We start from the raw sequence: 22,314 nt of genomic DNA on the forward strand, positions 1-22,314 counted from the left end.
CTTTAACGAAGCCGGGCAAGCGCATCGGCGATGCGGTCGATGGCCAGCGTGAGATTGTCGCGGGAGGTTGCGAAGGAAAGGCGGATATAGGGTTCGACGCCGAAGGCGGCACCGGGGACTGTCGCGACCTTGGCTTCCGTTAGCAAGTAGGAGGCGAGCGCCGTGTCGTTGGCGATCACCGTGCCATCCGCCGCCGTCTTGCCGATATAGGCGGCGCATTTCGGGAAGAGGTAGAAGGCCCCCTCCGGCGCGCGCGCCTCAATACCCGGAATGGCACTGAAGCCACGCGTTACCAGCTCACCACGCGCCTTGTATTCGGCAACGGCCGTCGTCACGAAATCCTGCGGGCCGTTGAGCGCCGCCGCGGCCGCGACCTGGGTGATCGACGACGGGCAAGTGGTGCTCTGCGACTGCATCTTGTTGAGCACCTTGGTCAGGTCCTTCGGGCCGGCCGCATAGCCGAGCCGCCAGCCGGTCATGGCATAGGCCTTGGAGACGCCGTTGATAAGGAGCGTGCGGTCGCGCAAATCCGGGCAGGCATTGGCAAAGGATACGAAGGCCACGTCGCCGCAGACGATGTGCTCGTAGATCTCATCCGACATGACGGCAACGCGCGGATGGCGCTCAAGCACCTCACCGAGGGCCTTCAACTCGTCCCCGGTGTAGATGGCGCCCGTCGGATTGGAGGGAGAGTTGAACAGGCACCAGCGCGTCTTCGGCGTGATCGCTGCTTCCAGCCGCTCGGGCGTGATCTTGAAGGCATCCTCGACGCCGCAGGGCACGACGACAGGCACGCCGCCGTGCAGGAGGACGATATCGGTGTAGGAGACCCAGTAGGGCGCCGGCACGACCACCTCATCACCCGGTTCCAACGTGCCGAGGAAGGCGTTGAACAGAATCTGCTTGGCGCCGTTGCCGATGGAGATCTCGTCCATGGCGTAGTCGAGGCCATTCTCACGCTTGAATTTCCTGACGATCGCCTCGCGCAGTTCCGGAAGACCATCAGGCGCGGTGTATCGGGTAATGCCGCGCCTCATCGCGTCCACAGCCGCCTCGATGATATGGGGGGCGTGTCGAAATCCGGCTCGCCGAGCGAGAGATCGATGACGTGCTCGCCTTTCGCCCGCATGTTCTTGGCGGCCATGGACACGGCCATGGAGGGGGAGGACTTGATGGTCGAAGCCCTGCGGCTTTCGAATGCGATCATGTTCATGCCTTTCCTCCCGGCTTGGCGTAGAGCGCGGCCTGTTCGCCGGTGATGTAGCCGTGCTTGACGTCATGGGCGACGGCGTCGGCGGGACGTTCCGCCGGGTCGCCATAACCACCCCCACCGGGCAGCGAGAGCACGAGGCGCCGCCCCTCGGGCACGAACTGCAGGCCCTTGCCCTTCAGCGCAGTACCGTCGTCCAATGCCACGCCGCCCGGAGCACCGTCGAGACCGCCATCACGGCCGCGGGCGGGATGATTGACGCGGTCGAACATGGCGGAGAAGCGGAACGAATAGCCCTCGGCCGCCTCGATCTCGATCATCTGGCCGAGCCCGCCTCGCTGGGCGCCCGCGCCACCGGAGCCATCGCGCAGTTCCTTGCGCCAGACGATGACCGGGCCGACATTTTCCGTCGCCTCGATCGGCATGGTGTGCACGCCGCTCGGAAAGGCGGTGGCGTTCAACCCGTCGAGGGAAGCGCGCGCACCGGAGCCACCGGAGTTGAACATCAGGATTTCCGCACCCTTGCCGCCGATCTGGTCGGAAACCGGGCGTACGCTCATATGCAGGTTCCAGAGCGCGCTCGCCCCTTCCGCGGGCACCTGGCCGGGAAGTGCCTGGTGCAGCGCGCCGAGCACAAGGTCCGGCACGAAATGTCCGAGCACGTGGCGGACGGCAACCGGCGCCGGCCGCTTGGCATTGAGGATGCAGCCCTCGGGCGCCACGACATCGAAGGGTGCGAGGGAGGCCGCGTTGTTCGGAATTTCCGGCGCCACCACGCATTTGATGCCGTAGCAGGCATAGGCCTTGGCATAGACGAGCGGCACGTTGATGCCAAATTTGCTCATGCCGGACGTGCCGTCGAAATCGACGAGCACGCCATCAGGACCGATCGTGAGCTTGGCGGCAAGATGCACCGGCTCGTCGTAGCCGTCGAGATCGAGGCTGTAGGACCAGCTACCGTGGGGCAGGTTCTTCAGACGCTCCAGCGTCGCCTCGCCGCTGTGCTTCAGGATGAAGCCGCCGATCATCGAGAGGTCTTCGAGGTTGAACTCCGTCAGCATGTCGATGAGGCGGCGATGTCCGGTCTCATTGCAGGCGGCGAGCGCATGAAAATCGCCAATGACCTTGTCGCTCTCGCGCACATTGTTGCGCACGATGTTGATGAGCGTGCGATCCACCTGGCCGCGCTCGAAAAACTTCATGATCGGTATGAAGATGCCCTCTTCATAGACCTCGCGCGCATCCGGCCCAAAGCCACGTCCGCCCACGTCCACCACATGGGCGGTGGAGGCGAAATAGCCTACCAGCTTGCCATGGTGGAAGGACGGCGTGACGACGGTGATGTCGTGCAGGTGCCCGGTGCCCTTCCACGGATCATTGGTGATGTAGACGTCGCCCTCGAAGATATTCTCCGGACCGATGTCGCGGATGAAATGCGCGACGGATTCGGCCATGGCGTTGACGTGGCCCGGTGTGCCGGTGACGGCCTGGGCCAACATGCGGCCTTCGAGGTCGAAGACGCCGGCGGAGAGGTCGCCCGCCTCGCGCACGGAAGTAGAGAAGGCGGTGCGGATCAGCGTCTGCGCCTGTTCCTCCACGACGGAGATCAGGCGGTTCCACATCACCTGCATATGGATATCAATCATCGACTGGTTCATCGGTTCGGTCCTCACAGCCGGGTGACGAGCAGGCAGCCGTCGTTTTGCACGATAGCCTTGAAGGAAGAGGTGAGCACGGCGGACGTCTCGCGCTCGACTATGACGGCAGGGCCGTTCACGACATCCCCGGGCTTCAAGGTGTCGCGCTCGTGAATGCCGGCCTCAAGGAAGGTACCCTGAGATGCCTCGAACAGGCGACGCGTCTTGGCGGGAGCAATCGCACTCCCCTGCCCGACGGCCGCCACGCGAGCGACCGGGGGCAGCGGCGAGCTTGCCTTGACCGACCAACTGACGATCTCGATATCCAGTCCCTCGATGGCACGCCCGAAGAACCGCTCGTATTCGGTCTCGAAGGTGGCCGCGAGCCTGGTGGCGCTGCCAGCATCGAAACGTGCGATGTCGAGCGGAACCGGAATGTCCCAGCCCTGTCCCGCATAGCGCATGAACAGCGTGCGCTCGATAACCGGCTCACCTGTGTCGAGCCCGCCTTCGACAAAGCCTAGGGCCTCGGCCTGCATGGCGTCGACGAGGCTGTTCGCCTCCGCGAAATCGAAATCGGAGAGAGTGAAGACGGAACTGCGCACGGATTCATAGCCGAAGGGTGCGCGGAGGAAGCCGATGGCCGAACCTACGCCGGCGCCGGGTGGTACGAGGAAGGTGGAAATGCCCATCTTCTCGCAAAGCCGCGCAGCGTGCAGCGGACCGGCACCGCCGAAGGTGATCATGGTGAAATCGGCGATGTTCTTGCCGTTCTCCACGGTATGAACGCGGCCGGCGTTGGCCATGTTCTCGTCCACCATCTCGCAGGTGCCATAGGCGGCGGCATCCGGATCGAGACCAATGACTGTGCCGATATCGTCGCGCATCGCCTGACGGCTAGCTTCCACCGAGAGCGGAATGGCGCCTCCGGCGAAATTGTCGGGATCAAGTTTGCCGAGGAGGAGGTCGGCATCCGTCACCGTCGGATTCTTGCCGCCGCGCTGATAACAGGCCGGTCCCGGCTCGGAGGCGGCCGAGTGCGGACCGACGCGGATCTGGCGCATGCCATCCACCGAGGCGATGGAGCCGCCGCCGGCGCCGATTTCAACCATCTCCACCACCGGGATGGAGATCGGCATGCCGGAACCCTTGCGGAAGCGATAGGTGCGGGCGACCTCGAAAGTCTTCGCCGTCTTCGGCACCTGGTTCTCGATCAGGCAGATCTTGGCCGTCGTGCCGCCCATGTCAAAGGAGAGCACCGTGTCGAGACCATGGCGACGAGCGATGTCGGCAGCGAAGATCGCTCCTCCGGCCGGGCCGGATTCGACGAGGCGGACCGGGAATTCGGATGCGCTTTCGACGGAGACGATGCCGCCACCCGAATGGATCATGAAGACCGGGCAGCCGACGCCGATTTCCTTCAGCGAAACCACGAGCCGGTCGAGATAGGACTTGATCGCCGGCTTCACATAGGCGTTGGCGCAGACCGTATTGAAGCGCTCGAATTCGCGCATCTGCGGAGAGACTTCCGAGGAGATCGACACAGAGACGTGAGGCAGGCGTTTGAGAATCTCCTCGCGCACGGCTACTTCGTGAGCGCCATTGGTGTAGGCGTGGATGAAGCCGATGGCGACGCTCTCGTAACCACCCTCGGCAATGGCCTCGGCAACGGCGGAAACGGAGGCTTCATCGAGCGGGAGCAGCACCTTGCCCGCGGCATTCATGCGCTCGCGCACTACAAAACGGTCGGCGCGGGCGATGAGCGCCGGAGGCAAGGCAATATTGAGGTCGTACTGCTCGAAGCGGTTTTCCGTGCGCATCTCGAGCACGTCCCGAAAACCTTCGGTGGTGATGAAGGCAGTTCTTGCACCACGGCGCTCGATCAGCGCGTTGGTGGCAAGCGTCGTACCGTGGATCAACAGGTCGATCTCGGAGAGCGCTATCCCGGCCATCGAGGCAACGGCGGACACACCCTTCAGAATAGCCCGCTCCGGAGCGGCATAATCAGTCAATACCTTGGTCGAATGGAGCACGCCGTCCAGTTCGAGGGCGATGTCCGTAAAAGTGCCGCCAATATCGACGCCCACCCGGCAGTTTCGCTGCGCATTAGCAACCATCTCGTTCCCCACATAGATGCGCCTTGCGGCGTCTGAACTCAACTCGGCGCAATCGCCGACCCAACCTCTTGCACGCCAGTTTCCACTCCCAGCGCACCCAAAGCAAGATTTCCGCTTGACGGATTTTGTATATGTCACTTATCATACATGTGTCAACTTAATTTGTAAGCTGATTGCGACAAGGAAGGTGTCGCAGTCAGAACATGCCCCGGCCGACACCCGCCCGGAAACGTGTGTGGAACGAGCCGCAAAACAAAATCGAACGCGAGAAAAACTCGCGTCAAATCAAAGAAGCTCAATGACTTAATCAGAGGGAAGCCATTCATGACCTATATCTCGAAGTTTCTCGCAGCGACCGCCATCGCATCCTCGCTCCTCCTCACTCCATCTCTTGCCGCCGACACGATCAAGATCGGCGTTGCCGGCCCCTTTACGGGCGCAAACGCCACTTTTGGCGAGCAGGTTTTCAACGGCGTCTCGGCTTATGTGAGTGAAGTGAACACCTCCGGCGGCATCAACGGAAAGCAGATCGAACTAGTGAAGGGTGATGATGCCTGCGAGCCGAAGCAGGCCGTGGCCGTCGCCAACCGTTTCGTCGACCAGGACAAGGTGCAGGCCGTGATCGGCCACTTCTGCTCGTCGAGCACGATCCCGGCCTCCGAGATCTACAACGACGCCGGCATCCTAGAAATGACGCCATCTTCGACGAACCCGACCGTCACCGACCGCGGCCTCGACAACCTCTTCCGCGGCTGCGGACGTGACGACCAACAGGCCGTCGTCGCCGCCGGCTTCATTCTCGACACGCTGAAGCGGGACAAGATCGCGCTGATCCATGACAAGGATACCTACGGCCAGGGTCTTGTGGACGCTGTCAAGAAGACGATCGAGGCACGCGGCATCACTCCAGTGCTCTATGAGGGCCTGACGCGCGGTGAACGCGACTTCAACGCGCTCGTCACCAAGATCAAGAGCACCGGGGCGAATGCCGTCTACTTCGGCGGTCTTATTCCGGAAGGCGGCCCGCTTGTCCGTCAGCTGAAGGAACAGGGCGTTGACGTCGTCTTCGTCACTGGCGACTCCTTTGCACAGGCTGAAATTGTCGCTGCCGCCGGCGGAGCGGCCAATCTCAAGAACGTCTACTACTCCGCAACGCCCGATCCGCTGGCCGATCCCTCGACGAAGGACGTTCAGGATGCGCTGAAGAAGGCCAACATTACCCCGGCCAACTACGTGCTCTACGGATATGCCAACGCGCAGGCCGTCGTGGCAGCGCTGAAGGCCGGCGAAGATCTCGAATCCCAGGCGAGCTGGCTGCGCGGCAACACGGTCGATTCCGCGATCGGCAACATCACCTGGGACGAGAAGGGCGACATCAAGGACTTCAAGTTCGTCTTCTACAACTTCGACGACAAGGGAACCCCCGTTCTCATCGACTAAGCGGCAGGTCTGCCAGGTCAGCCGGACTCCGGTCTGGCTGACCTCTCCGTGCTCGAAACGTACAAGGGGGTTTGCCCATGGATGTCTACATCCTGTTCCAGCAATTGTTCAACGGCATCACGCTTGGGACGATCTACGGCCTCATCGCCGTCGGATACACCATGGTCTACGGTGTCATCCGCATGATCAACTTCGCCCATGGCGACGTCTACATGGTCTCGGCCTACATCGCCGCGATCACCCTTGCCGTTCTCACCTTTTTCGGTGTTCAGTCCGTCCCTTTCGCGCTGATTTCCGTGCTGGTGATCACCTGCGCGATCACGGCCGTCTATGGCTGGGCGATCGAGCGCGTCGCCTACCGGCCGCTGCGCGGCTCGACGAAGCTTGCCCCTCTCATTTCCGCCATTGGCATATCTCTGATGCTGCAAAGTTACGTGCAGATCTCGCAGGGCGCCCGCGATCAGGGCGTGCCGACCCTCATCCAGGGCGCCTTCCGCTTCGGTGACGACACCAATTTCGCGCAGATCACCTATATGCAGACGGTCATTCTGTTCGCCTCGCTGATCGCCATGGGCATACTCACCTATGTGATCAACTACACGCGCATCGGTCGCGAATGCCGGGCAACCCAACAGAACATCCGCATCTCCGCCGTCCTCGGCGTCAACACCGACCGCATCATCTCCACGGTCTTCGTCATCGGCGCCGCAACAGCCGCGGTCGGCGGCACGCTCGTCACCTTCAACTACGGCTCGTTCAATTTCTTCATCGGCTTCGTGATGGGCATCAAGGCCTTCACCGCAGCCGTTCTCGGCGGCATCGGCTCGCTCCCCGGCGCCGTGCTCGGGGGCGTGCTGCTAGGTCTCACCGAAGCGCTGTTCGCCGGATATGTCAGCACGGACTACAAGGACGTCTTCGCCTTCGCGCTGCTCATCATCCTCCTGTTCTTCCGTCCATATGGCCTGCTCGGCCGGCCGGAAATCCAGAAAGTATGAGGAGAACACGCATGGAAACGCACCGCCTCCTCGCGCTTTTCAAGCAGGCGCTCCTCACCTTCACCGTCTCGCTCATTCTCTTCGGCCCCATCTCCGGTCTCGTCCTGGAAGGGTTCTCGGTCCGCAGCGAACTGACACGTGCCGTGATGCTCGCCGGCATCATTACCGTCGGCCGCATTGCGCTCTCGCTCATGGGGAGCACAGCGTTCGGGCAGAAGCTGATTGGCAAGACCTCCGGCAACGACGGTGGTGTCTCGGTCATGACGGGCACGGAGAAATCACCCGTTCTTGTTCTCGCACTGCTGTTTCTCGCCGGCCTTGCCCTGCCGTTCTTCGCCGACAAGTACTTCCTCGGCATAGCGATCCTTGCGCTGATCTACTGCCTGCTCGGGCTCGGCCTCAACATCGTCGTCGGCCTTGCCGGACTGCTCGATCTCGGTTTCGTCGCCTTCTATGCCGTCGGCGCCTATCTGCTCGCGCTCGGTTCGCAATATCTTGGTCTCGGCTTCTGGGGTGCGCTGATCATCGCGCCGTTCCTCGCCGGCCTGTGCGGAATGGTCCTCGCCTTCCCGGTACTCAAGATGCACGGCGACTATCTTGCGATCGTCACGCTCGGCTTTGGCGAAATCATCCGCCTCGTGTTGAACAACTGGCTGGAATTCACCGGCGGACCAAACGGTGCGCCCGTCCCGGCGCCGACCGTGCTCGGCCTCGAATTCACGCGCACGGCCAAGCAGGGCGGAGTTCCCCTGCACGAGTATCTCGGCATTCCCTACAGTGCCAACTACAAGTTCTGGTTCATCTACCTCGTGCTCTTCCTCGTCGTCTGCCTCGTCATCTATGCGGTAGAGCGCCTGCGTGTCATGCCGCTCGGCCGCATGTGGGAAGCACTTCGCGAGGATGAGATCGCCTGCCGTTCGCTCGGCGTGAACCATGTCTTCGTCAAGCTCACCGCCTTCATGCTCGGCGCTTCGACGGGCGGGCTCGCCGGCGTCTTCTTCGCCGTGCACCAGGGCTTCGTGAACCCGACCTCCTTCACCTTCTTCGAATCCGCACTGATCCTGGCCATCGTCGTGCTCGGCGGCCTCGGTTCGACGGTCGGCGTCATCGCTGCCGCTCTGGTTCTCACCATTCTTCCGGAACTTCTGCGCGAATTTGCCGAATATCGCGTGCTCATCTTCGGCGTGCTGATGGTCGTAATGATGATCTGGAAGCCGCGCGGTCTCGTGCGCATCAGGCGTCCGGCCTTTCTCCCGAGCAAGGCGGAGGAAAGTGGTGGCAGGTTGCCGCTCACGGCCAAGGCGGAGGCAGCACGATGAAGGCGCCCCTCCTGGATGTCAGCAACGTGACGATGCGCTTCGGCGGCATCGTCGCCAACCGCAATGTCAGCTTCTCGGTCGAGCGGGGTGCAGTGACAGCTCTTATCGGCCCGAACGGCGCCGGCAAGACAACGATGTTCAACTGCATCACCGGCTTTTACCGCGCAAGCGAAGGCCGGATCGTCCTGAATGGGCGCGAGGGTCCGCAGGACATCGGCGCACTGATGACGAAACCCATTACCGGCGGCTCGCATCTCGTCACGCGCGCCGGCATCGCACGAACTTTCCAGAACATCCGTCTCTTTAAGGAAATGTCCGTCATCGAGAACCTGCTGGTCGCCCAGCACCGCGTCACCGCCAACGATCTCCTGAGCGGCGTCTTCCGCACCCCGGCCTTCCGCAGAGCCGAGCGCGAGGCCGTCGACCGGGCATACCATTGGCTGCGCGAGATGAACCTTGCCGAAGATGCCAACCGGCTTGCGGGGGAACTGCCCTATGGCCGCCAGAGGCGGCTCGAAATCGCTCGCGCCATGTGCACCGGCCCTGAACTCATCTGCCTCGACGAACCAGCGGCCGGCCTCAACCCGTCGGAGACGCAGGAACTCTCCGCGGTCATCCAGCGGCTCTGCAGCGAATACGGACAGACGGTCCTCGTCATCGAGCACGACATGGGCCTGGTCATGCGCATCTCCCAGCACATCGTCGTGCTCGACCATGGCGAGGTGATTTCCGACGGAACACCCGAGCATGTGGCGAACGATCCCGCCGTCATCGCCGCTTACCTGGGTATCAGCGAAGAGGAGGCAGAGACATGAGCGAAGCAAAGACTCCGCTGCTCGAATTTTCCGGCGTGCGCGCCTATTACGGCCCGGTAGAGGCTCTGAAGGACGTGAGCGTCCATATCTCGAAAGGCGAGGTCGTCAGCCTGATCGGCGCGAACGGCGCGGGCAAGACCACCTTGCTGTCCTCGATCTTCGGCGCGCCCCGCGCTTCGTCCGGCAAGATCCTGCACAAGGGCGAGGACATTTCGCGTCTGCCGACCAACCGGATTTCCCGCCGTGGCATCGCGCTCGTGCCGGAGGGTCGGCAGATCTACCAGGAGATGAGCGTCGAGGAGAACATGATGATGGGCACCACGCCGATCGGCATGGATCACTTCGACGAAGACCGGAATGCCATGTTCGACCTCTTCCCGCGCCTGAGGGAACGCCGCAACCAGACAGCCGGCACCATGTCCGGCGGCGAACAGCAGATGCTTGCCATTGCGCGCGCCATGATGGCACGCCCGGAACTCATCCTGTTTGACGAGCCTTCGCTCGGGCTCGCGCCCCTCGTCGTCAAGCGCGTCTTCGAGGTGCTGAGAGAGATTGCGGCGATGGGCAAGACCATCTTCCTCGTCGAACAGAACGCCAACCATGCGCTGAAACTCTCGCAGCGCGCCTATGTCATGGTCAACGGCCGCATCCACCTTTCCGGCGAAAGCGCCGCCCTTCTCGATAACGAAGACGTCCGCAAAGCCTATCTCGGCCAGCACTGAACGGAACCAGCCATGCTCCACAAGAACCTGATTGCCGGCGAATGGGTGACCGGTGACGCCTCGGCGAACATCAACCCGTCCAACACCAACGACGTTGTCGGCGAATATGCCCGCGGCAGCGTCGAGGACACGAAGGCCGCTATCGCTGCCGCGAAGGCAGCGCTGCCCGCCTGGTCGCGATCACCGATCCTCGAGCGCCACGCGCTTCTGAAGAAGACCGGCGACGAAATCCTCGCCCGGAAGGACGAACTCGGCCGATTGCTCGCCCGCGAGGAGGGCAAGACGCTACCCGAGGCGATAGGCGAGGTGACGCGCGCAGCCCAGATCTTCGATTTCTTCGCCGGTGAGGTGCTGCGCCTCTCGGGCGAGGTCCTGCCCTCCGTGCGCCCTGGAATAGGTGTCGAAATCACCCGCGAGCCGGTCGGCGTCGTCGGCATCATCACGCCATGGAACTTCCCCATTGCCATACCTGCCTGGAAGATCGCGCCTGCGCTCGCCTACGGCAACACGGTCGTCCTGAAACCCGCCGATCTCGTACCGGCCTCCGCCTGGGCGCTCGTCGATATCCTCCACCGCGCCGGCGCGCCGGCCGGTGTCGTCAACCTTGTCATGGGCCGCGGCAGTATCGTTGGCCAGACCTTGCTCGATAGTTCCGATGTTCACGCCCTCACCTTCACCGGTTCAGTCGGCACGGGCAAACGCGTCGCACTCACCTCCCTAGAGCACAACCGTAAATTCCAGCTCGAAATGGGCGGCAAGAACCCCTTTGTCGTGCTTGACGACGCCGACCTTTCCGTCGCCGTCGAGGCGGCCGCCAATTCGTCCTTTTTCTCGACCGGCCAGCGCTGCACCGCCTCCTCGCGCCTGATCGTGACCGAGGGCATCCATGACCGCTTCGTAACCGCGCTGACGGAACGCCTCAAGGGCCTGATCGTCGACGACGCCATGAAAAGCGGTACCCACATCGGCCCTGTGGTCGACGAAAGCCAGCTGAAGCAGGACGTAGACTACATCGGCATTGGCCGTTCGGAGGGGGCGAAACTCACCTTCGGCGGCGAGCGGCTGCAGCGGGAAACCCCTGGCTTCTACTTTGAACCTGCCCTCTTCACGGAGGCGACGAACGACATGCGCATCGCCCGCGAGGAAATCTTCGGTCCCGTTGCCGCCGTCATCCGCGTCAGGGACTACGAGGAAGCGCTGGCTGTGGCCAACGACACGAGCTTCGGGCTCTCCTCCGGCATCGCCACGACGAGCCTTAAGCACGCCACGCATTTCAAACGCAATTCGGAAGCGGGCATGGTCATGGTCAACCTGCCGACGGCCGGCGTCGATTTCCACGTTCCCTTCGGCGGCCGCAAGGGTTCGTCCTACGGCCCGCGCGAACAGGGCCGTTACGCCGCCGAATTCTACACCACCGTCAAAACCGCCTATACGCTCGCCTGAGGTAATCAGATGAAACTGCTTGTCCCCATCAAACGTGTCGTTGACTACAACGTGAAGATCCGCGTGAAGGCGGATGGCACGGGTGTCGAGCTTGCGAATGTGAAGATGTCGATGAATCCGTTCGACGAGATCTCCGTGGAAGAGGCGCTGCGTCTGAAGGAAGCCGGCAAGGCGGAGGAGGTCGTGGTGGTGTCGATCGGTCCCGCCAAGGCCGAGGAGACGCTGAGGACGGCACTCGCCATGGGAGCCGACCGGGCGATCCTGGTCGAGACCGAGGATCAGGTCGAGCCGCTCGCCGTCGCCAAGATCCTCAAGGGCGTGGCCGAGGCCGAACAGCCGGGGCTGATCATCGTCGGCAAGCAGGCGATCGATGACGACTCGAACCAGACCGGCCAGATGCTGTCGGCGCTGCTCGGCTGGGCGCAGGGGACGTTTGCCTCGAAGGTCGAGATCGGCGAGGGCAAGGCAAAGGTTACCCGTGAGGTCGACGGCGGCCTGCAGACGATCGAAGTGACGCTGCCGGCGGTGGTGACGACGGACCTTCGGCTCAACGAGCCGCGCTACGCCTCGCTGCCGAACATCATGAAGGCGAAGAAGAAGCCGCTCGACAAGAAGAGCCCGGGCGATTTCGGCGTCGACACGCGCCCGCGGCTGAAGGTGCTGAAGACCGAGGAGCCGGGCGGCCGCAAGGCCGGCGTCAAGGTGAAGTCGGTCGCCGAGCTCGTCGCGAAGCTGAAGACCGAAGCCGGCGTGCTTTGATCCGGAAGAGATAGGAGATTACATCATGGCCATTCTTCTTCTGGCTGACCACGACAAGAACCACCTTTCCGACCAGACGGCCAAGGCGCTGACGGCGGCAACGCAGATCGGCGGCGCGGTGCATGTGCTGGTTGCCGGCTCCGGTGCCGGGGCGGTTGGCGAACAGGCGGCAAGGCTGTCGGGCGTCGCCAAGGTGCTCGTCGCCGACGACGCCAGCCTCGCCAACAACCTGGCCGAACCGCTGGCGGCCCTGATCGTCTCGCTGTCGGGTTCCTATGACACGATCCTTGCGGCCGCCACCTCGGTCGGCAAGAACGTGCTGCCGCGGGTCGCGGCCCTTCTCGACGTCGCGCAGGTGTCTGAGATCATCGAGGTGGTCTCGTCCGACACGTTCAAGCGGCCGATCTATGCCGGCAACGCCATCCAGACGGTGCAGGCGACCGATGCGAAGAAGGTGATCACCGTGCGCACGGCAAGCTTTGCCGCAGCGGCGGACGGCGGCTCGGCTGCGGTCGAGACGGTTTCGGCCGGCGCAAACCCGGGCCTTTCCAGCTTCGTCGGCGATGCGCTGTCGTCGTCGGACCGTCCGGAGCTGACGTCGGCGAAGATCATCATCTCGGGCGGCCGGGCGCTCGGCTCGTCGGAGAAGTTCAAGGAGGTGATCCTGCCGGTCGCCGACAAGCTCGGGGCCGCCGTCGGTGCGTCGCGCGCCGCCGTCGATGCCGGCTATGCGCCGAACGACTGGCAGGTCGGCCAGACCGGCAAGGTGGTCGCGCCCGAACTCTACATCGCCTGCGGCATCTCCGGCGCCATCCAGCATCTGGCCGGCATGAAGGATTCGAAGGTCATCGTCGCCATCAACAAGGACGAGGAAGCGCCGATCTTCCAGGTCGCAGACTACGGCCTCGTCGCAGACCTCTTCGACGTCCTGCCGGAGTTTGAACGAACCGTCTAGGGCGCCCCTCTCCCGCCTTCTGGTTCCTTCGGCCGGGCAGGTCATTCTGTACGGCAGGAGCATTGCCTCGCAGCACCGACCGTACCGACACCCGTTCGATCTCGATGACATTGCGACTTGCGGATCGGCCATGACGCTTCAAACTTGGCGTGCAGACCAGGCAGGAATCATGTCGTTCGTTCGAGTAAACCAGAACGCCAGGCCGAAGGAGGTGGACACCGGTCGCATGCCGCGCAGGCTCGAAGATCGCGCTTGTGAGCAAAATTCAAATCAGTTTAACTGGTTAGCAGACGGTCGCCCGCTCGTTCCTCAGCGGTCACTCAAGATGGCGATGAAAGACGGGCGCATCCACAAGAACACACTGCCGGCTTGAGAGGAAACCTTCGTGAACAGATATGCTGCCGCTGCTTTCCTGACGTTGTGCACCGCTCACGCCGCCGTTGCCGCTGACGACACGATCAGGCCCGCGGGCGGTACGGCCGCATATTCCGACTGGGCCCTGCAGATCACGCCTTATATCTGGGCGGCCGGACTTGAGGGGAACATATCTCCCTTCCCGCGCGCGCCGACTATCCACGTCGAGAAGTCGTTTTCCGAGGTAATGGATGACCTCAACTTCGGCGGCTTCATCAACATCTGGGGGCGCTACGACCGCTTCGTTCTGTCCGGCGACGTCATGTATGTCGATACGACTGACAGCCACGCGACCGGTCCGCTGCCGGCGCTTCAGATTCCAGGGCTCGGCGTTGTCCCACCCGGTGCCAGTGTCGATGCGGACGTGGACACGCAACAGTTCATGGCGACGCTCCAGGGGGGCTATCGCGTATTCGAAACGCTAGAATTTACCGCGGATGCCCTCGGTGGTGCTCGCTTCTGGCATATTTCGAATGATGTATCTGTCACCGCCTCCCATCCGCTCCTAGGCGCTCGCTCGGCCAGTCACGAGGAAAGTTTTGGCTGGGTGGACCCGATCGTCGGCGCCCGGGTGTTCCTCAATCTGACCGACAAGTTCTCCGTCCAGGCCCAGGGTGACATTGGCGGTTTCGGAGTCGGATCCGACCTGACATGGTCAGCCCTGGCGACGGTCAACTATGCCTTTGCCGATCATTTCTCCGTCTCCGCCGGATACAAGGTCGTCGACGTCGACTACGACGATGGCGGCCACGTCTATGACGTGCAACTGAGCGGACCCGTGCTCGGGCTAACCTACCGGTTCTGAGTATCGGCTGCTGCTGGCCGCTTGGCGATAGGATGTCGAGGACAGTTGCGCTTGGCGGGCCCAGGCCACTTCTCTGCGCTGAGTACCAACACCTTTTGTGTGCTGACGTTACTACGACAGGTTTTCTGGCGGTTCCGCCGAGATCGGGAGGCCAAAGTGTGCTCCTTGGCCTCCCGGAACCCACTTACTGGGCTATGGGAGCGTACTTGCCGTCGCTCCAGCGGTTGATGTCGTAGCTGGCGTTTTTCAGGTCGCCCTTCTCGTCGAAGGTGACGGTGCCAACGACTGTGTCGATCGACTGGCCGTTCTTCAGGGCCTCGGCAACCTTGATGGGATCATCGGAGCCGGCACGCTCGATGCCCTGGGCAAAAGCCTGTATCACCGCGTAGGAAAAGAGCGTGAAGCCCTCCGGCTTGAAACCGCCGGTCTCGATCTTGGCAACGGCGTCCTTCGCCTCGGGCTTGGACTGCGGATCGGAGGGGAACACGAACATGGTGCCTTCCCCGGCCGGGCCCGCCACCTGCCAGAATTCCGGTGAAGCGATGGAGTCGGGCATGATCAGCTGGAACTTGTAGTTCTGCTCGGCGGCCTGGCGCAAGATCAGGCCGGCCTCAGGATGATAGCCGCCGAAATAGACGACGTCGGCCTTGGCATCCTTCAGCTTCGTCACCAGCGCGTTGTAGTCCTTTTCGCCAGCATTGATCCCTTCAAACATAATCTCCTTGAGATTGTTCTCGTTGATCGACGCCCGCACGGCATTGGCGATGCCTTGGCCATAGGCGGATTTGTCGTGCAGGATCGCAACGTTCTTGCCCGCATATTGCTTGGCGATCCAGGGGCCGATGAAGGCGCCCTGCGCATCGTCACGGGTGTAGAGGCGCATGATGTTCATCCAGCCCTGGGAAGCCGCGTCGTCCGTCAGCAACGGGTTTGACGAGGCGGGGCTCATCATCAGCGTACCGCTTTCGGCATAGACCGCCGAGGCGGGAATGCTGGAACCCGAGCAGGCGTGCCCGTCGACAAACTGGATCCCGTTCGCGACGATACGGTTGGCCACAGAGACGGCCTGCTTCGGATCGCACTGGTCGTCTTCGAACTGGAGCTTGACCTGTCGCCCGAGCACGCCGCCCTTGGCGTTGATCGCGTCGGCGGCCGCCTGTGCGCCCTGCTTGAACTGATCGCCGATTGTGGCGAGCGGGCCCGTCATCGGCCCCGCGACCGCGAACGTCAGATCTTCTGCGCGCGCCGCAGTGCCCGCGAGCAGGCCGACGACCGTGCCTATGATCAAGATGTTTTTCATTGTCTCAACTCCCTATTTATGGCCCGCGCCAGCGCGGACCGCTGCTTCTAGTGCGAAATTTCGTTCTCAGCCGCCGGTGACTCCCCCGAAAGAAGCGGCTGGCAGGCGAGCCACTCCCACAGATAGGCTGCAAGCCCCCGATCGACGTGTACACGCAGCGTGTGCGTATCCTCGTGAAAATAGACGGTGCATGTCAGGCCGCAAAACTGCAAGGCGGCGCATGGACCGGGATTGCCGGGATCGATCGTCGTCGCCCGTGCCAGAAGATCGGGAACGCCCTCCCCGCGCGCTTCGAAAACCCGCAGCCCCGAGCCAACCGTTGTGACGCCGTAGCCTGCGTCGTGCCATCCATCGGCGCATTCGGATGAAGGGATGCTGACGGCCAGCAGCCGATCGCGCGCCACGCGCACGGCGTAGCGGTCGCCAGAGGCGATCCCCAACGCACCGACGTCCTTGCCAAGTTCATGGCGGGCGAGGAAGCGGTCGATTCCGCCGCTTACCAGGCGCTGCTGCAAGCCTGGGACGGCGCGCACTTCGAGGGTCCGGCCCTTGAGGGCGGCGGCCGCCCAGTCTGGTTCGGGCTGCCATTTGCGGGAATTGTCAAGCATGGAGGCGGCCTCCTTCCACGTCGAAAACGCCTGGAGAGACGATGCGGGCACGACGCAGCTCCCGCAAGTGCTGCAACTCGATGACATCGCTAATGCGGGAGAGACCGCGTTCGATCAGTCCGAGCGCGATCGGCTTCTGCAGGGCGGGACTGAAGTAGCTCGACGTGACATAGCCGGTGCTGCGAACACCGCCGGCACTGCGTTCGATCCCATGCGCGCCCGTGGGCAGGATGCCCTTGTCGTCGACCGCTTCCAACCCGACGAACTGCCTCCTGTCAGCGCGTGCGGCATCCTCCGTCACCAGCGAGCGACGGCCGATGAATTCGACCTTCTTCCTCTCCAGCGGCGCGGTGAGACCGAAATCCATCGGCCGGCTCATGCCATCGGTATCCTTGCCGATGACGATATAGCCCTTCTCCGCGCGCAGGATCATCAGGGCCTCGACGCCGAGCAGCGTCGCTCCGAACGCCTCTCCCTCCCGCCGCACGCGCGACCACAATGCGCCGGCGTGGTCGGCCGGCACGGAGATCTCGTAGGAGCGCTCGCCGGTAAAGCTCACCCGGGCGATCCGGACGTTTGCTCCCTCGAAGACACCGGAAACGACGCCCATGTGCGGCAGGGTCGCGTCGTCGAGCGGCACACCGAGACCGATCTCCTCCATGAGCGCCCGCGATCCTGGACCGGTGATCGTCAGCGTCGCCATCTCGGCGGTCGCATTGTGGATGAACACGCGCCCCCGGTCGAAACGGTCCTGCCGCCATTCCTCGAGGAGGGCATGCACGCCCGCCACATGCGAGGAGGAGCAGGAGACGATGAAGCGGTTTTCGTCCAGCCGGACCAACACGCCGTCGTCGTAGATGTTACCCGCCTCCGTGAGAATGAGGCCGTAGCGGCAGCGGCCGGGCGCAAGCGTCGACATGGTGTTGTAGTAGATGAAGTCGACAAACGCTGCGGCATCCGGCCCGATGACCTCGATCTTGCCGAGTGGCGTACCGTCGAAAAGCGCGACGCCCGTGCGCGCGGCCTTCGCCTCAGCCTGAATCCGCTCATCCGGCGTTCCCGCACCGTAGAAGGCCGGCCGCAGCCATCCGCCATATTCCCGCAACACAGCTCCTTCGGCACGATGCACTTTCTCGAGCGGCAAGCGGCGAAGCGGATTCATTAGCGTGCCGGAGCGGGCGCCTGCGAAGGAGGCAAGCGGGACCGGCGTGAATGGCGGACGATACGTCGTCGTGCCCACCTCGGGAATGCGCCGGCCGGTCAGTTCGGCCATCAGGGCCAATCCGTTGACGTTGGATGTCTTGCCCTGGTCGGTCGCCATGCCGAGCGTGGTGTAACGCTTCACATGCTCGACGGACACGAAGTTTTCCCGCACGGCAAGTTCCACGTCCTTGGCCGTGACGTCGTTTTGAAGATCGATCCAGACCCTCTCCTTCGTCCGCGGCTTTGGCCAGGCCGCGACGATACCGAGATCAATCCCTGCGCTTTCGGCAAGCTCCGGTGGAAGAGCGAAGTTGCCGCTTGCGGCACCCACCACCTCGATGCCGTCGACCGGCCGGCCGGGCACGAAAGCGAGGATGTCCTCGTGCCAGACGAGCTTGCCCTGGCCCTGGCAATAGAGATGCACGGTCGGGGTGAATCCCCCGGAAGCGACCACCGCATCCGCCTCCAGCACGCTGCCGTCGGAAAGGCGAACGGCACGAACAGCGTTCCGGCCGCTGGCGGACGTGATCGATAGCCCCTTCAGCACCTTGAGCGCCGCAGGCGCCGGGCTGTCCGCGCGATAGTCCACGACCGTGACTTCGCTACCGGCCGCCTTCAACGCTTCCGCCGTCTCAAAGGCAAGGCCGTTGTTGGTCGCCACCACGACCTTGCGCCCGACGGCGACGCCGAACCGACGGAGATAGACGAGTGCAGCCTCTGCGGACATGATGCCAGGCAGGTCATTGTTGCCGAAGGGCAGCGGCCGTTCGATCGCGCCCGTGGCCAGCACGATCGACTTTGCGCGAACACGCCAAAGCCTGTCCGGCGTGCCAGCCGTACCCCGTTGATTCAGGCCGACGAGGCGATGATCGTAGATGCCGAAGGCCGTCGTGCCGGTCAGCAGCAGCGCACCGGCCCGCTTCAGTTCCGCAGCGACGTCCTCGGCCCACTCCGCGCCGGATTTTCCTGCGACGGCAGCAGCGCGGTAGAGCAGGCTTCCACCGACCTGCCATCCGTCATCGCAGAGCACGACACGCCGCCCGGCGCGAACCGCAGACCTCGCAGCAAGAAGGCCCGCAGGTCCAGCGCCGACCACCAGCACGTCGCAATGATGGTTGATCTGTTCGGCAAATCCCGGACGGGTCACCGTTTCGTCGAGCGTCCCGAGACCTGCCATTTGCCGGATCCGTGGCTCGAACACGTGCCAGTCGGGGAACATGAAGGTCTTGTAGTAGAAGGCAGCCGGGATAAACCGCGAGAAGGCATCAATGAACGCCCGGCTATCCTTCTCGGCACTCGGCACAGCATTCACGCTGCGCACGACCATGCCATCCTCGGCAAGGATCTGCGTGGCGCGCGTGTTCGGCATGCCGCCCGCGATGTCGACAAGTGCGTTCGGCTCCTCGGAACCCGCGCCCCATAGACCGCGTGGACGGTGATACTTGAAACTGCGCCCGACGACCTGGACACCGCCTGCCAGCAGCGCCGACGCGACCGTATCGCCCGCAAAGCCCTCGACGGTCCGCCCGTCGAAGATGAAGCGCAACGGCCGTGCCCTGTCGATGGCCGCGCCGTTGTCAGTGCGCCATGCCGTCATCGCTGCCTCCCTCGATCAACGCAAAGGACTGCGTGACGCCGTGGTGCACGGTATCGCGCTCCATGCGGAACACCTCGCCACAGGTCATGTGCATCCAGATTTCATTTGCCGGTCCGCGCAGGTTGTTGCGTTCGTGCAGGTACGCGGCCCACTGACCGTCCGTCACATCGCGGAAGCCTTCCGGACGATGATTCCCGGCATCACCGCCGAAATGGAATTCGCTCTCGCTTCGTGGTCCGCAGAAGGGGCATGGGAAAAGCTGCATGGCGGATTCCTAGTGAGCGATGCCGGAGCCAGCCGCCTCGTCGATCAATCGTCCGCGCGCGAAACGGTCGAGATCGAAGGGCCGGCTGATGTCGTGGTGTTTTCCGGTGGCCAGAAGATGGGCGAGCAGCGTGCCGCCAGCCGGGATCGCCTTGAAGCCGCCGGTTCCCCACCCGCAGTTGAGGAAAAGACCCGGCAGCGGGCTTTCCCCGAGGATCGGCGAGGAATCCGGCGTGACGTCGACGATACCGGCCCACTGTCGCATCAACCGGAGTTGCCGGAAGCTCGGAAACATTTCGAGGAGGCCCGAGATCACCTCTTCCAGCATCGGCAGGTTGCCGCGCTGGCCATAGGAGGGAACACGGTCGAGGCCGCCGCCGATGACGATTTCGCCCTTGTCCGACTGGCTGACGTAGGTGCCGGTCGAAGGTGACAGCACGACCGTATCGAGCGCCGGCTTGATCGGCTCGGAAACGCAGGCCTGCAAGGCATACGAGGTGAGCGGCAGGCGGAACCCAGCCTTGGCGGCGAGATGCGAGGAATGCCCGGCGACGACCATGGCGACCCGGTCGGCGCGGACCTCGCCCCTGTTCGTCTTTACCCCGCGGCATCGCCCGCCCTCGACGAGGAACTCCTCGACCTCGCAGGACTGGATGATATCGACGCCGAGTTGGTCGGCGGCGCGCGCATAACCCCAGGCGACCGCATCGTGCCGCGCCGTGCCCGCCCTTCCCTGCCAGGCGCCGCCGAAAACCGGATAGCGTGCTTCCGGCGAGAGGTTGAGCAGCGGCAGGACACGGCGCACGTCCTCTATCCCGAAAAGCTCGGCATCCGTGCCGTTGATCTGCATGGCATTGACGTTCCTGGCCGCCATCTCCATCTCGCCCTCGCTGTGGGCGAGCGTGAGGATGCCGCGCTGGGACAGCATGACATTGTAGTTGAGATCTCGGCCCAACGTCTCATAGAGGCGGAGTGCCAGGTCGTAGATCGCCGTACTCTCGGGGAAGAAATAGTTGGAGCGCACGACTGTCGTATTGCGCCCGGTGTTACCTCCGCCCAGCCAGCCCTTCTCGATAACGGCGACATTGCGGATGTTGTGCGTTTTGGCGAGGTAGTAGGCAGTTGCCAGGCCATGGCCGCCGCCACCGATGATGAGAACGTCGTAGCGCGACTTCGGCTCGGGGGAGCGCCAGGCCTTCTGCCAGCCCTGCTGTCCGGAGAGGCCTTCCTTGAAGAGCGAAAGCGCCGAATAGTGCCTTGTCATCGCAGTCCCGCCTCGCAAAGTGCGGTACTCGCGGTACGCGAACGGGGCCCTCGCAGCGAGGCTACGGCAAGATCTGTCCTCATAAACCCCTCTTCCGGCGGAGCGCCCATGGCGGCGGAGAGACACCTATAGTTCGACTGGACACAAATGTCCAATATGGAACCCTCGCGAGGTATAGTGGTTTTCAACCACTTTCGCAGACCCGCCGGAAAACTGCTGTCGGCAGGAAGAAATCTTCCCGTACAGCGGTGGCCAGAAGATCAGCCGTCCGGCTGTACGCGCCGTATCAGGTCCGTAAAGTTCATCACTTCCTCGTCCAGTGCGGAACGACCGGTAAACGTCAGGAGATAGGAACGAAGATGGCCGAGACGGGTTTCCCGGTCATCGCCGATGCCGAGCGTAAAGTGGCCCACCTGGGTGAAGTAGAGAACGCGCGCCCGGATGAAGGCCTCCTCCGCTGGATAGTGATAGCGCAGGAACATACGGGTTACCGCGTCGACACGCTGATCGTCGGCCTGATCGACGACCGCGCGGACGGCCGCATCAATCCGTCCCCAGGCGCGGACGGCCGCATCGAGGCGGGGATCGAACAGGCGCGGGTCTACCCAGCATTCGAAGATGTGGCAGACACCTTCGGTGACAGTGGCAGCCGGACGCAGGGCGCGTTCAATGATCGGGCTGGTATTCTTGCGGAGCCAATATTCAAGCAGCTCCCGCTGCAATGCCTGCAGGTCCGCGAAGAACCAGTAGAAACTGGACCGGGACACGCCGAGCTTCTTTGCCATGAGCTGGATCTTGACGTGCGCGATGCTCTCCTCGACCAGCGCTTCCACGCCGGCTTCGATCCAGGCCTCGCGCGTCATGCGCGGGTTCGCCTGACCGTCAAAATTCCGCCCTGCTCGAGACCGCTTGGATACGCTCACATCCTCTCCTTTGACACCGTTCGATACGAAGCCGCACACTTTGGATGAACGGGATATTGCGTAACGCGAAGGATGTCAGCGATGCAAGTTGGTCCGATCAGAACGGCTCACGTTCTCGCATCGCCATCCAGACGAATGCATCACCTTGGTGGACATCGAACACGAAGCTGGCAATTTCGGGCCTTTCCAATGCGACCCTGCGGCACGTAGTTCCTCACCAAGAAGTTCAGAGATGTAGGTTCCGAGCCCTTTGGACGGTTATGGAGGCGAAGAGCGTTCTTTTTGCGCACATCGCTCCGGTTGAAAAAGTCACTCCCATAAACTTGACTATTTAATTCAAGATACGTAAGCATTGCTGACGTATCTGGGAGCACGCATGTGCGATTGCTCCTGAACCATTCGCAAGAACTGATCGAGATGACTGCACGAACGACGATCACGATGATCATTTCCACCGCTGCTTCGCGGCAGGCGGCGGACGTGCGTGCGACCACGAAAACCAACGCGAAAAAACACCGGTAAGA

Annotated in this window: 17 protein-coding genes and 1 pseudogene; 9 read left to right on the forward strand and 9 right to left on the reverse strand. The window is 62.9% G+C overall.

Features of this window, described 5'->3' with window-relative positions; all coding sequences use genetic code 11:
- Nucleotides 1-2 precede the first annotated feature (2 nt).
- The 3 genes and pseudogenes from F3Y30_RS25605 to F3Y30_RS25615 all read right to left on the reverse strand — a co-directional run bounded on the left by F3Y30_RS25605 (nt 3) and on the right by F3Y30_RS25615 (nt 4,964).
- Nucleotides 3-1,213, reverse strand: a pseudogene (locus F3Y30_RS25605) (pyridoxal phosphate-dependent aminotransferase).
- Entirely contained in the window at nt 1,210-2,868 is a 1,659-nt protein-coding gene (locus F3Y30_RS25610; RefSeq protein ID WP_203427073.1) for a hydantoinase B/oxoprolinase family protein, read from the reverse strand. Before F3Y30_RS25610 ends, F3Y30_RS25605 begins: the two are co-directional and overlap by 4 nt.
- A gap of 11 nt (nt 2,869-2,879) precedes the next feature.
- A complete protein-coding gene (locus F3Y30_RS25615; protein WP_203427074.1) occupies nt 2,880-4,964 on the reverse strand; it encodes a hydantoinase/oxoprolinase family protein in 2,085 nt (694 codons plus the stop codon).
- 324 nt (nt 4,965-5,288) lie between these two features.
- Here F3Y30_RS25615 and F3Y30_RS25620 point away from each other — a divergent pair, with 324 nt between their 5' ends.
- The 9 genes from F3Y30_RS25620 (at nt 5,289) to F3Y30_RS25660 (ending at nt 14,631) form a co-directional block, all read left to right on the forward strand.
- Entirely contained in the window at nt 5,289-6,404 is a 1,116-nt protein-coding gene (locus F3Y30_RS25620) for a branched-chain amino acid ABC transporter substrate-binding protein (RefSeq protein ID WP_203427075.1), read from the forward strand.
- A gap of 77 nt (nt 6,405-6,481) precedes the next feature.
- Entirely contained in the window at nt 6,482-7,399 is a 918-nt protein-coding gene (locus F3Y30_RS25625) for a branched-chain amino acid ABC transporter permease LivH (protein ID WP_203427076.1), read from the forward strand.
- 11 nt (nt 7,400-7,410) lie between these two features.
- A complete protein-coding gene (gene livM, locus F3Y30_RS25630; protein ID WP_203427077.1) occupies nt 7,411-8,718 on the forward strand; it encodes a high-affinity branched-chain amino acid ABC transporter permease LivM in 1,308 nt (435 codons plus the stop codon).
- On the forward strand, nt 8,715-9,533 hold the full coding sequence (locus F3Y30_RS25635) for an ATP-binding cassette domain-containing protein (protein ID WP_203427078.1): 819 nt from the start codon (nt 8,715-8,717) through the stop codon (nt 9,531-9,533). The genes livM and F3Y30_RS25635 overlap by 4 nt, the downstream gene beginning before the upstream one ends.
- Nucleotides 9,530-10,255, forward strand: coding sequence for an ABC transporter ATP-binding protein (locus F3Y30_RS25640; protein WP_203427079.1), 726 nt, complete (start codon nt 9,530-9,532; stop codon nt 10,253-10,255). Before F3Y30_RS25635 ends, F3Y30_RS25640 begins: the two co-directional genes overlap by 4 nt.
- 12 nt (nt 10,256-10,267) lie before the next feature.
- Entirely contained in the window at nt 10,268-11,698 is a 1,431-nt protein-coding gene (locus tag F3Y30_RS25645; protein WP_203427080.1) for an aldehyde dehydrogenase family protein, read from the forward strand.
- Nucleotides 11,699-11,707: 9 nt separating this feature from the next.
- The gene (locus F3Y30_RS25650) at nt 11,708-12,457 is read left to right on the forward strand and encodes an electron transfer flavoprotein subunit beta/FixA family protein (protein WP_203427081.1); all 750 of its coding nucleotides are present in this window, start codon (nt 11,708-11,710) and stop codon (nt 12,455-12,457) included.
- A 25-nt stretch (nt 12,458-12,482) separates the two neighbouring features.
- Nucleotides 12,483-13,412, forward strand: coding sequence for an electron transfer flavoprotein subunit alpha/FixB family protein (locus F3Y30_RS25655; protein WP_203427082.1), 930 nt, complete (start codon nt 12,483-12,485; stop codon nt 13,410-13,412).
- Between the two features lie 457 nt (nt 13,413-13,869).
- A complete protein-coding gene (locus F3Y30_RS25660) occupies nt 13,870-14,631 on the forward strand; it encodes a hypothetical protein (protein WP_246753093.1) in 762 nt (253 codons plus the stop codon).
- Nucleotides 14,632-14,815: 184 nt separating this feature from the next.
- On the opposite strand, the gene F3Y30_RS25665 is transcribed toward F3Y30_RS25660, so the two are convergent.
- The 6 genes from F3Y30_RS25665 to F3Y30_RS25690 all read right to left on the reverse strand — a co-directional run bounded on the left by F3Y30_RS25665 (nt 14,816) and on the right by F3Y30_RS25690 (nt 21,790).
- The gene (locus F3Y30_RS25665; protein WP_203427083.1) at nt 14,816-15,931 is read right to left on the reverse strand and encodes a branched-chain amino acid ABC transporter substrate-binding protein; all 1,116 of its coding nucleotides are present in this window, start codon (nt 15,929-15,931) and stop codon (nt 14,816-14,818) included.
- Nucleotides 15,932-15,978: 47 nt separating this feature from the next.
- Entirely contained in the window at nt 15,979-16,539 is a 561-nt protein-coding gene (locus tag F3Y30_RS25670; protein WP_203427084.1) for a hypothetical protein, read from the reverse strand.
- Complete coding sequence (locus F3Y30_RS25675) at nt 16,532-19,339, reverse strand: 2Fe-2S iron-sulfur cluster-binding protein (RefSeq protein WP_203427085.1); 2,808 nt, start codon at nt 19,337-19,339, stop codon at nt 16,532-16,534. The genes F3Y30_RS25670 and F3Y30_RS25675 overlap by 8 nt, the downstream gene beginning before the upstream one ends.
- Nucleotides 19,320-19,604, reverse strand: a complete 285-nt coding sequence (locus F3Y30_RS25680) for a sarcosine oxidase subunit delta (RefSeq protein ID WP_203427086.1) — start codon at nt 19,602-19,604, stop codon at nt 19,320-19,322. The genes F3Y30_RS25675 and F3Y30_RS25680 overlap by 20 nt, the downstream gene beginning before the upstream one ends.
- A gap of 9 nt (nt 19,605-19,613) precedes the next feature.
- Complete coding sequence (locus tag F3Y30_RS25685; protein WP_203427087.1) at nt 19,614-20,867, reverse strand: sarcosine oxidase subunit beta family protein; 1,254 nt, start codon at nt 20,865-20,867, stop codon at nt 19,614-19,616.
- A 260-nt stretch (nt 20,868-21,127) separates the two neighbouring features.
- Nucleotides 21,128-21,790 carry a TetR/AcrR family transcriptional regulator gene (locus F3Y30_RS25690; RefSeq protein WP_246753040.1) on the reverse strand — a complete coding sequence of 221 codons (663 nt, stop codon included), beginning with the start codon at nt 21,788-21,790 and terminating at the stop codon, nt 21,128-21,130.
- Nucleotides 21,791-22,314: the final 524 nt, after the last annotated feature.

The organism is Sinorhizobium sp. BG8, assembly GCF_016864555.1.
Taxonomy (GTDB): domain Bacteria; phylum Pseudomonadota; class Alphaproteobacteria; order Rhizobiales; family Rhizobiaceae; genus BG8.

What these genes read in the sequence shown, in the direction of transcription:
- F3Y30_RS25610 (WP_203427073.1), bottom strand. Translation starts at nt 2,868, where the DNA reads ATGAACCAGTCGATGATTGATATCCATATGCAGGTGATGTGGAACCGC.
- F3Y30_RS25615 (WP_203427074.1), bottom strand. Translation starts at nt 4,964, where the DNA reads ATGGTTGCTAATGCGCAGCGAAACTGCCGGGTGGGCGTCGATATTGGC.
- F3Y30_RS25620 (WP_203427075.1), top strand. Translation starts at nt 5,289, where the DNA reads ATGACCTATATCTCGAAGTTTCTCGCAGCGACCGCCATCGCATCCTCG.
- F3Y30_RS25625 (WP_203427076.1), top strand. Translation starts at nt 6,482, where the DNA reads ATGGATGTCTACATCCTGTTCCAGCAATTGTTCAACGGCATCACGCTT.
- livM (WP_203427077.1), top strand. Translation starts at nt 7,411, where the DNA reads ATGGAAACGCACCGCCTCCTCGCGCTTTTCAAGCAGGCGCTCCTCACC.
- F3Y30_RS25635 (WP_203427078.1), top strand. Translation starts at nt 8,715, where the DNA reads ATGAAGGCGCCCCTCCTGGATGTCAGCAACGTGACGATGCGCTTCGGC.
- F3Y30_RS25640 (WP_203427079.1), top strand. Translation starts at nt 9,530, where the DNA reads ATGAGCGAAGCAAAGACTCCGCTGCTCGAATTTTCCGGCGTGCGCGCC.
- F3Y30_RS25645 (WP_203427080.1), top strand. Translation starts at nt 10,268, where the DNA reads ATGCTCCACAAGAACCTGATTGCCGGCGAATGGGTGACCGGTGACGCC.
- F3Y30_RS25650 (WP_203427081.1), top strand. Translation starts at nt 11,708, where the DNA reads ATGAAACTGCTTGTCCCCATCAAACGTGTCGTTGACTACAACGTGAAG.
- F3Y30_RS25655 (WP_203427082.1), top strand. Translation starts at nt 12,483, where the DNA reads ATGGCCATTCTTCTTCTGGCTGACCACGACAAGAACCACCTTTCCGAC.
- F3Y30_RS25665 (WP_203427083.1), bottom strand. Translation starts at nt 15,931, where the DNA reads ATGAAAAACATCTTGATCATAGGCACGGTCGTCGGCCTGCTCGCGGGC.
- F3Y30_RS25670 (WP_203427084.1), bottom strand. Translation starts at nt 16,539, where the DNA reads ATGCTTGACAATTCCCGCAAATGGCAGCCCGAACCAGACTGGGCGGCC.
- F3Y30_RS25675 (WP_203427085.1), bottom strand. Translation starts at nt 19,339, where the DNA reads ATGACGGCATGGCGCACTGACAACGGCGCGGCCATCGACAGGGCACGG.
- F3Y30_RS25680 (WP_203427086.1), bottom strand. Translation starts at nt 19,604, where the DNA reads ATGCAGCTTTTCCCATGCCCCTTCTGCGGACCACGAAGCGAGAGCGAA.
- F3Y30_RS25685 (WP_203427087.1), bottom strand. Translation starts at nt 20,867, where the DNA reads ATGACAAGGCACTATTCGGCGCTTTCGCTCTTCAAGGAAGGCCTCTCC.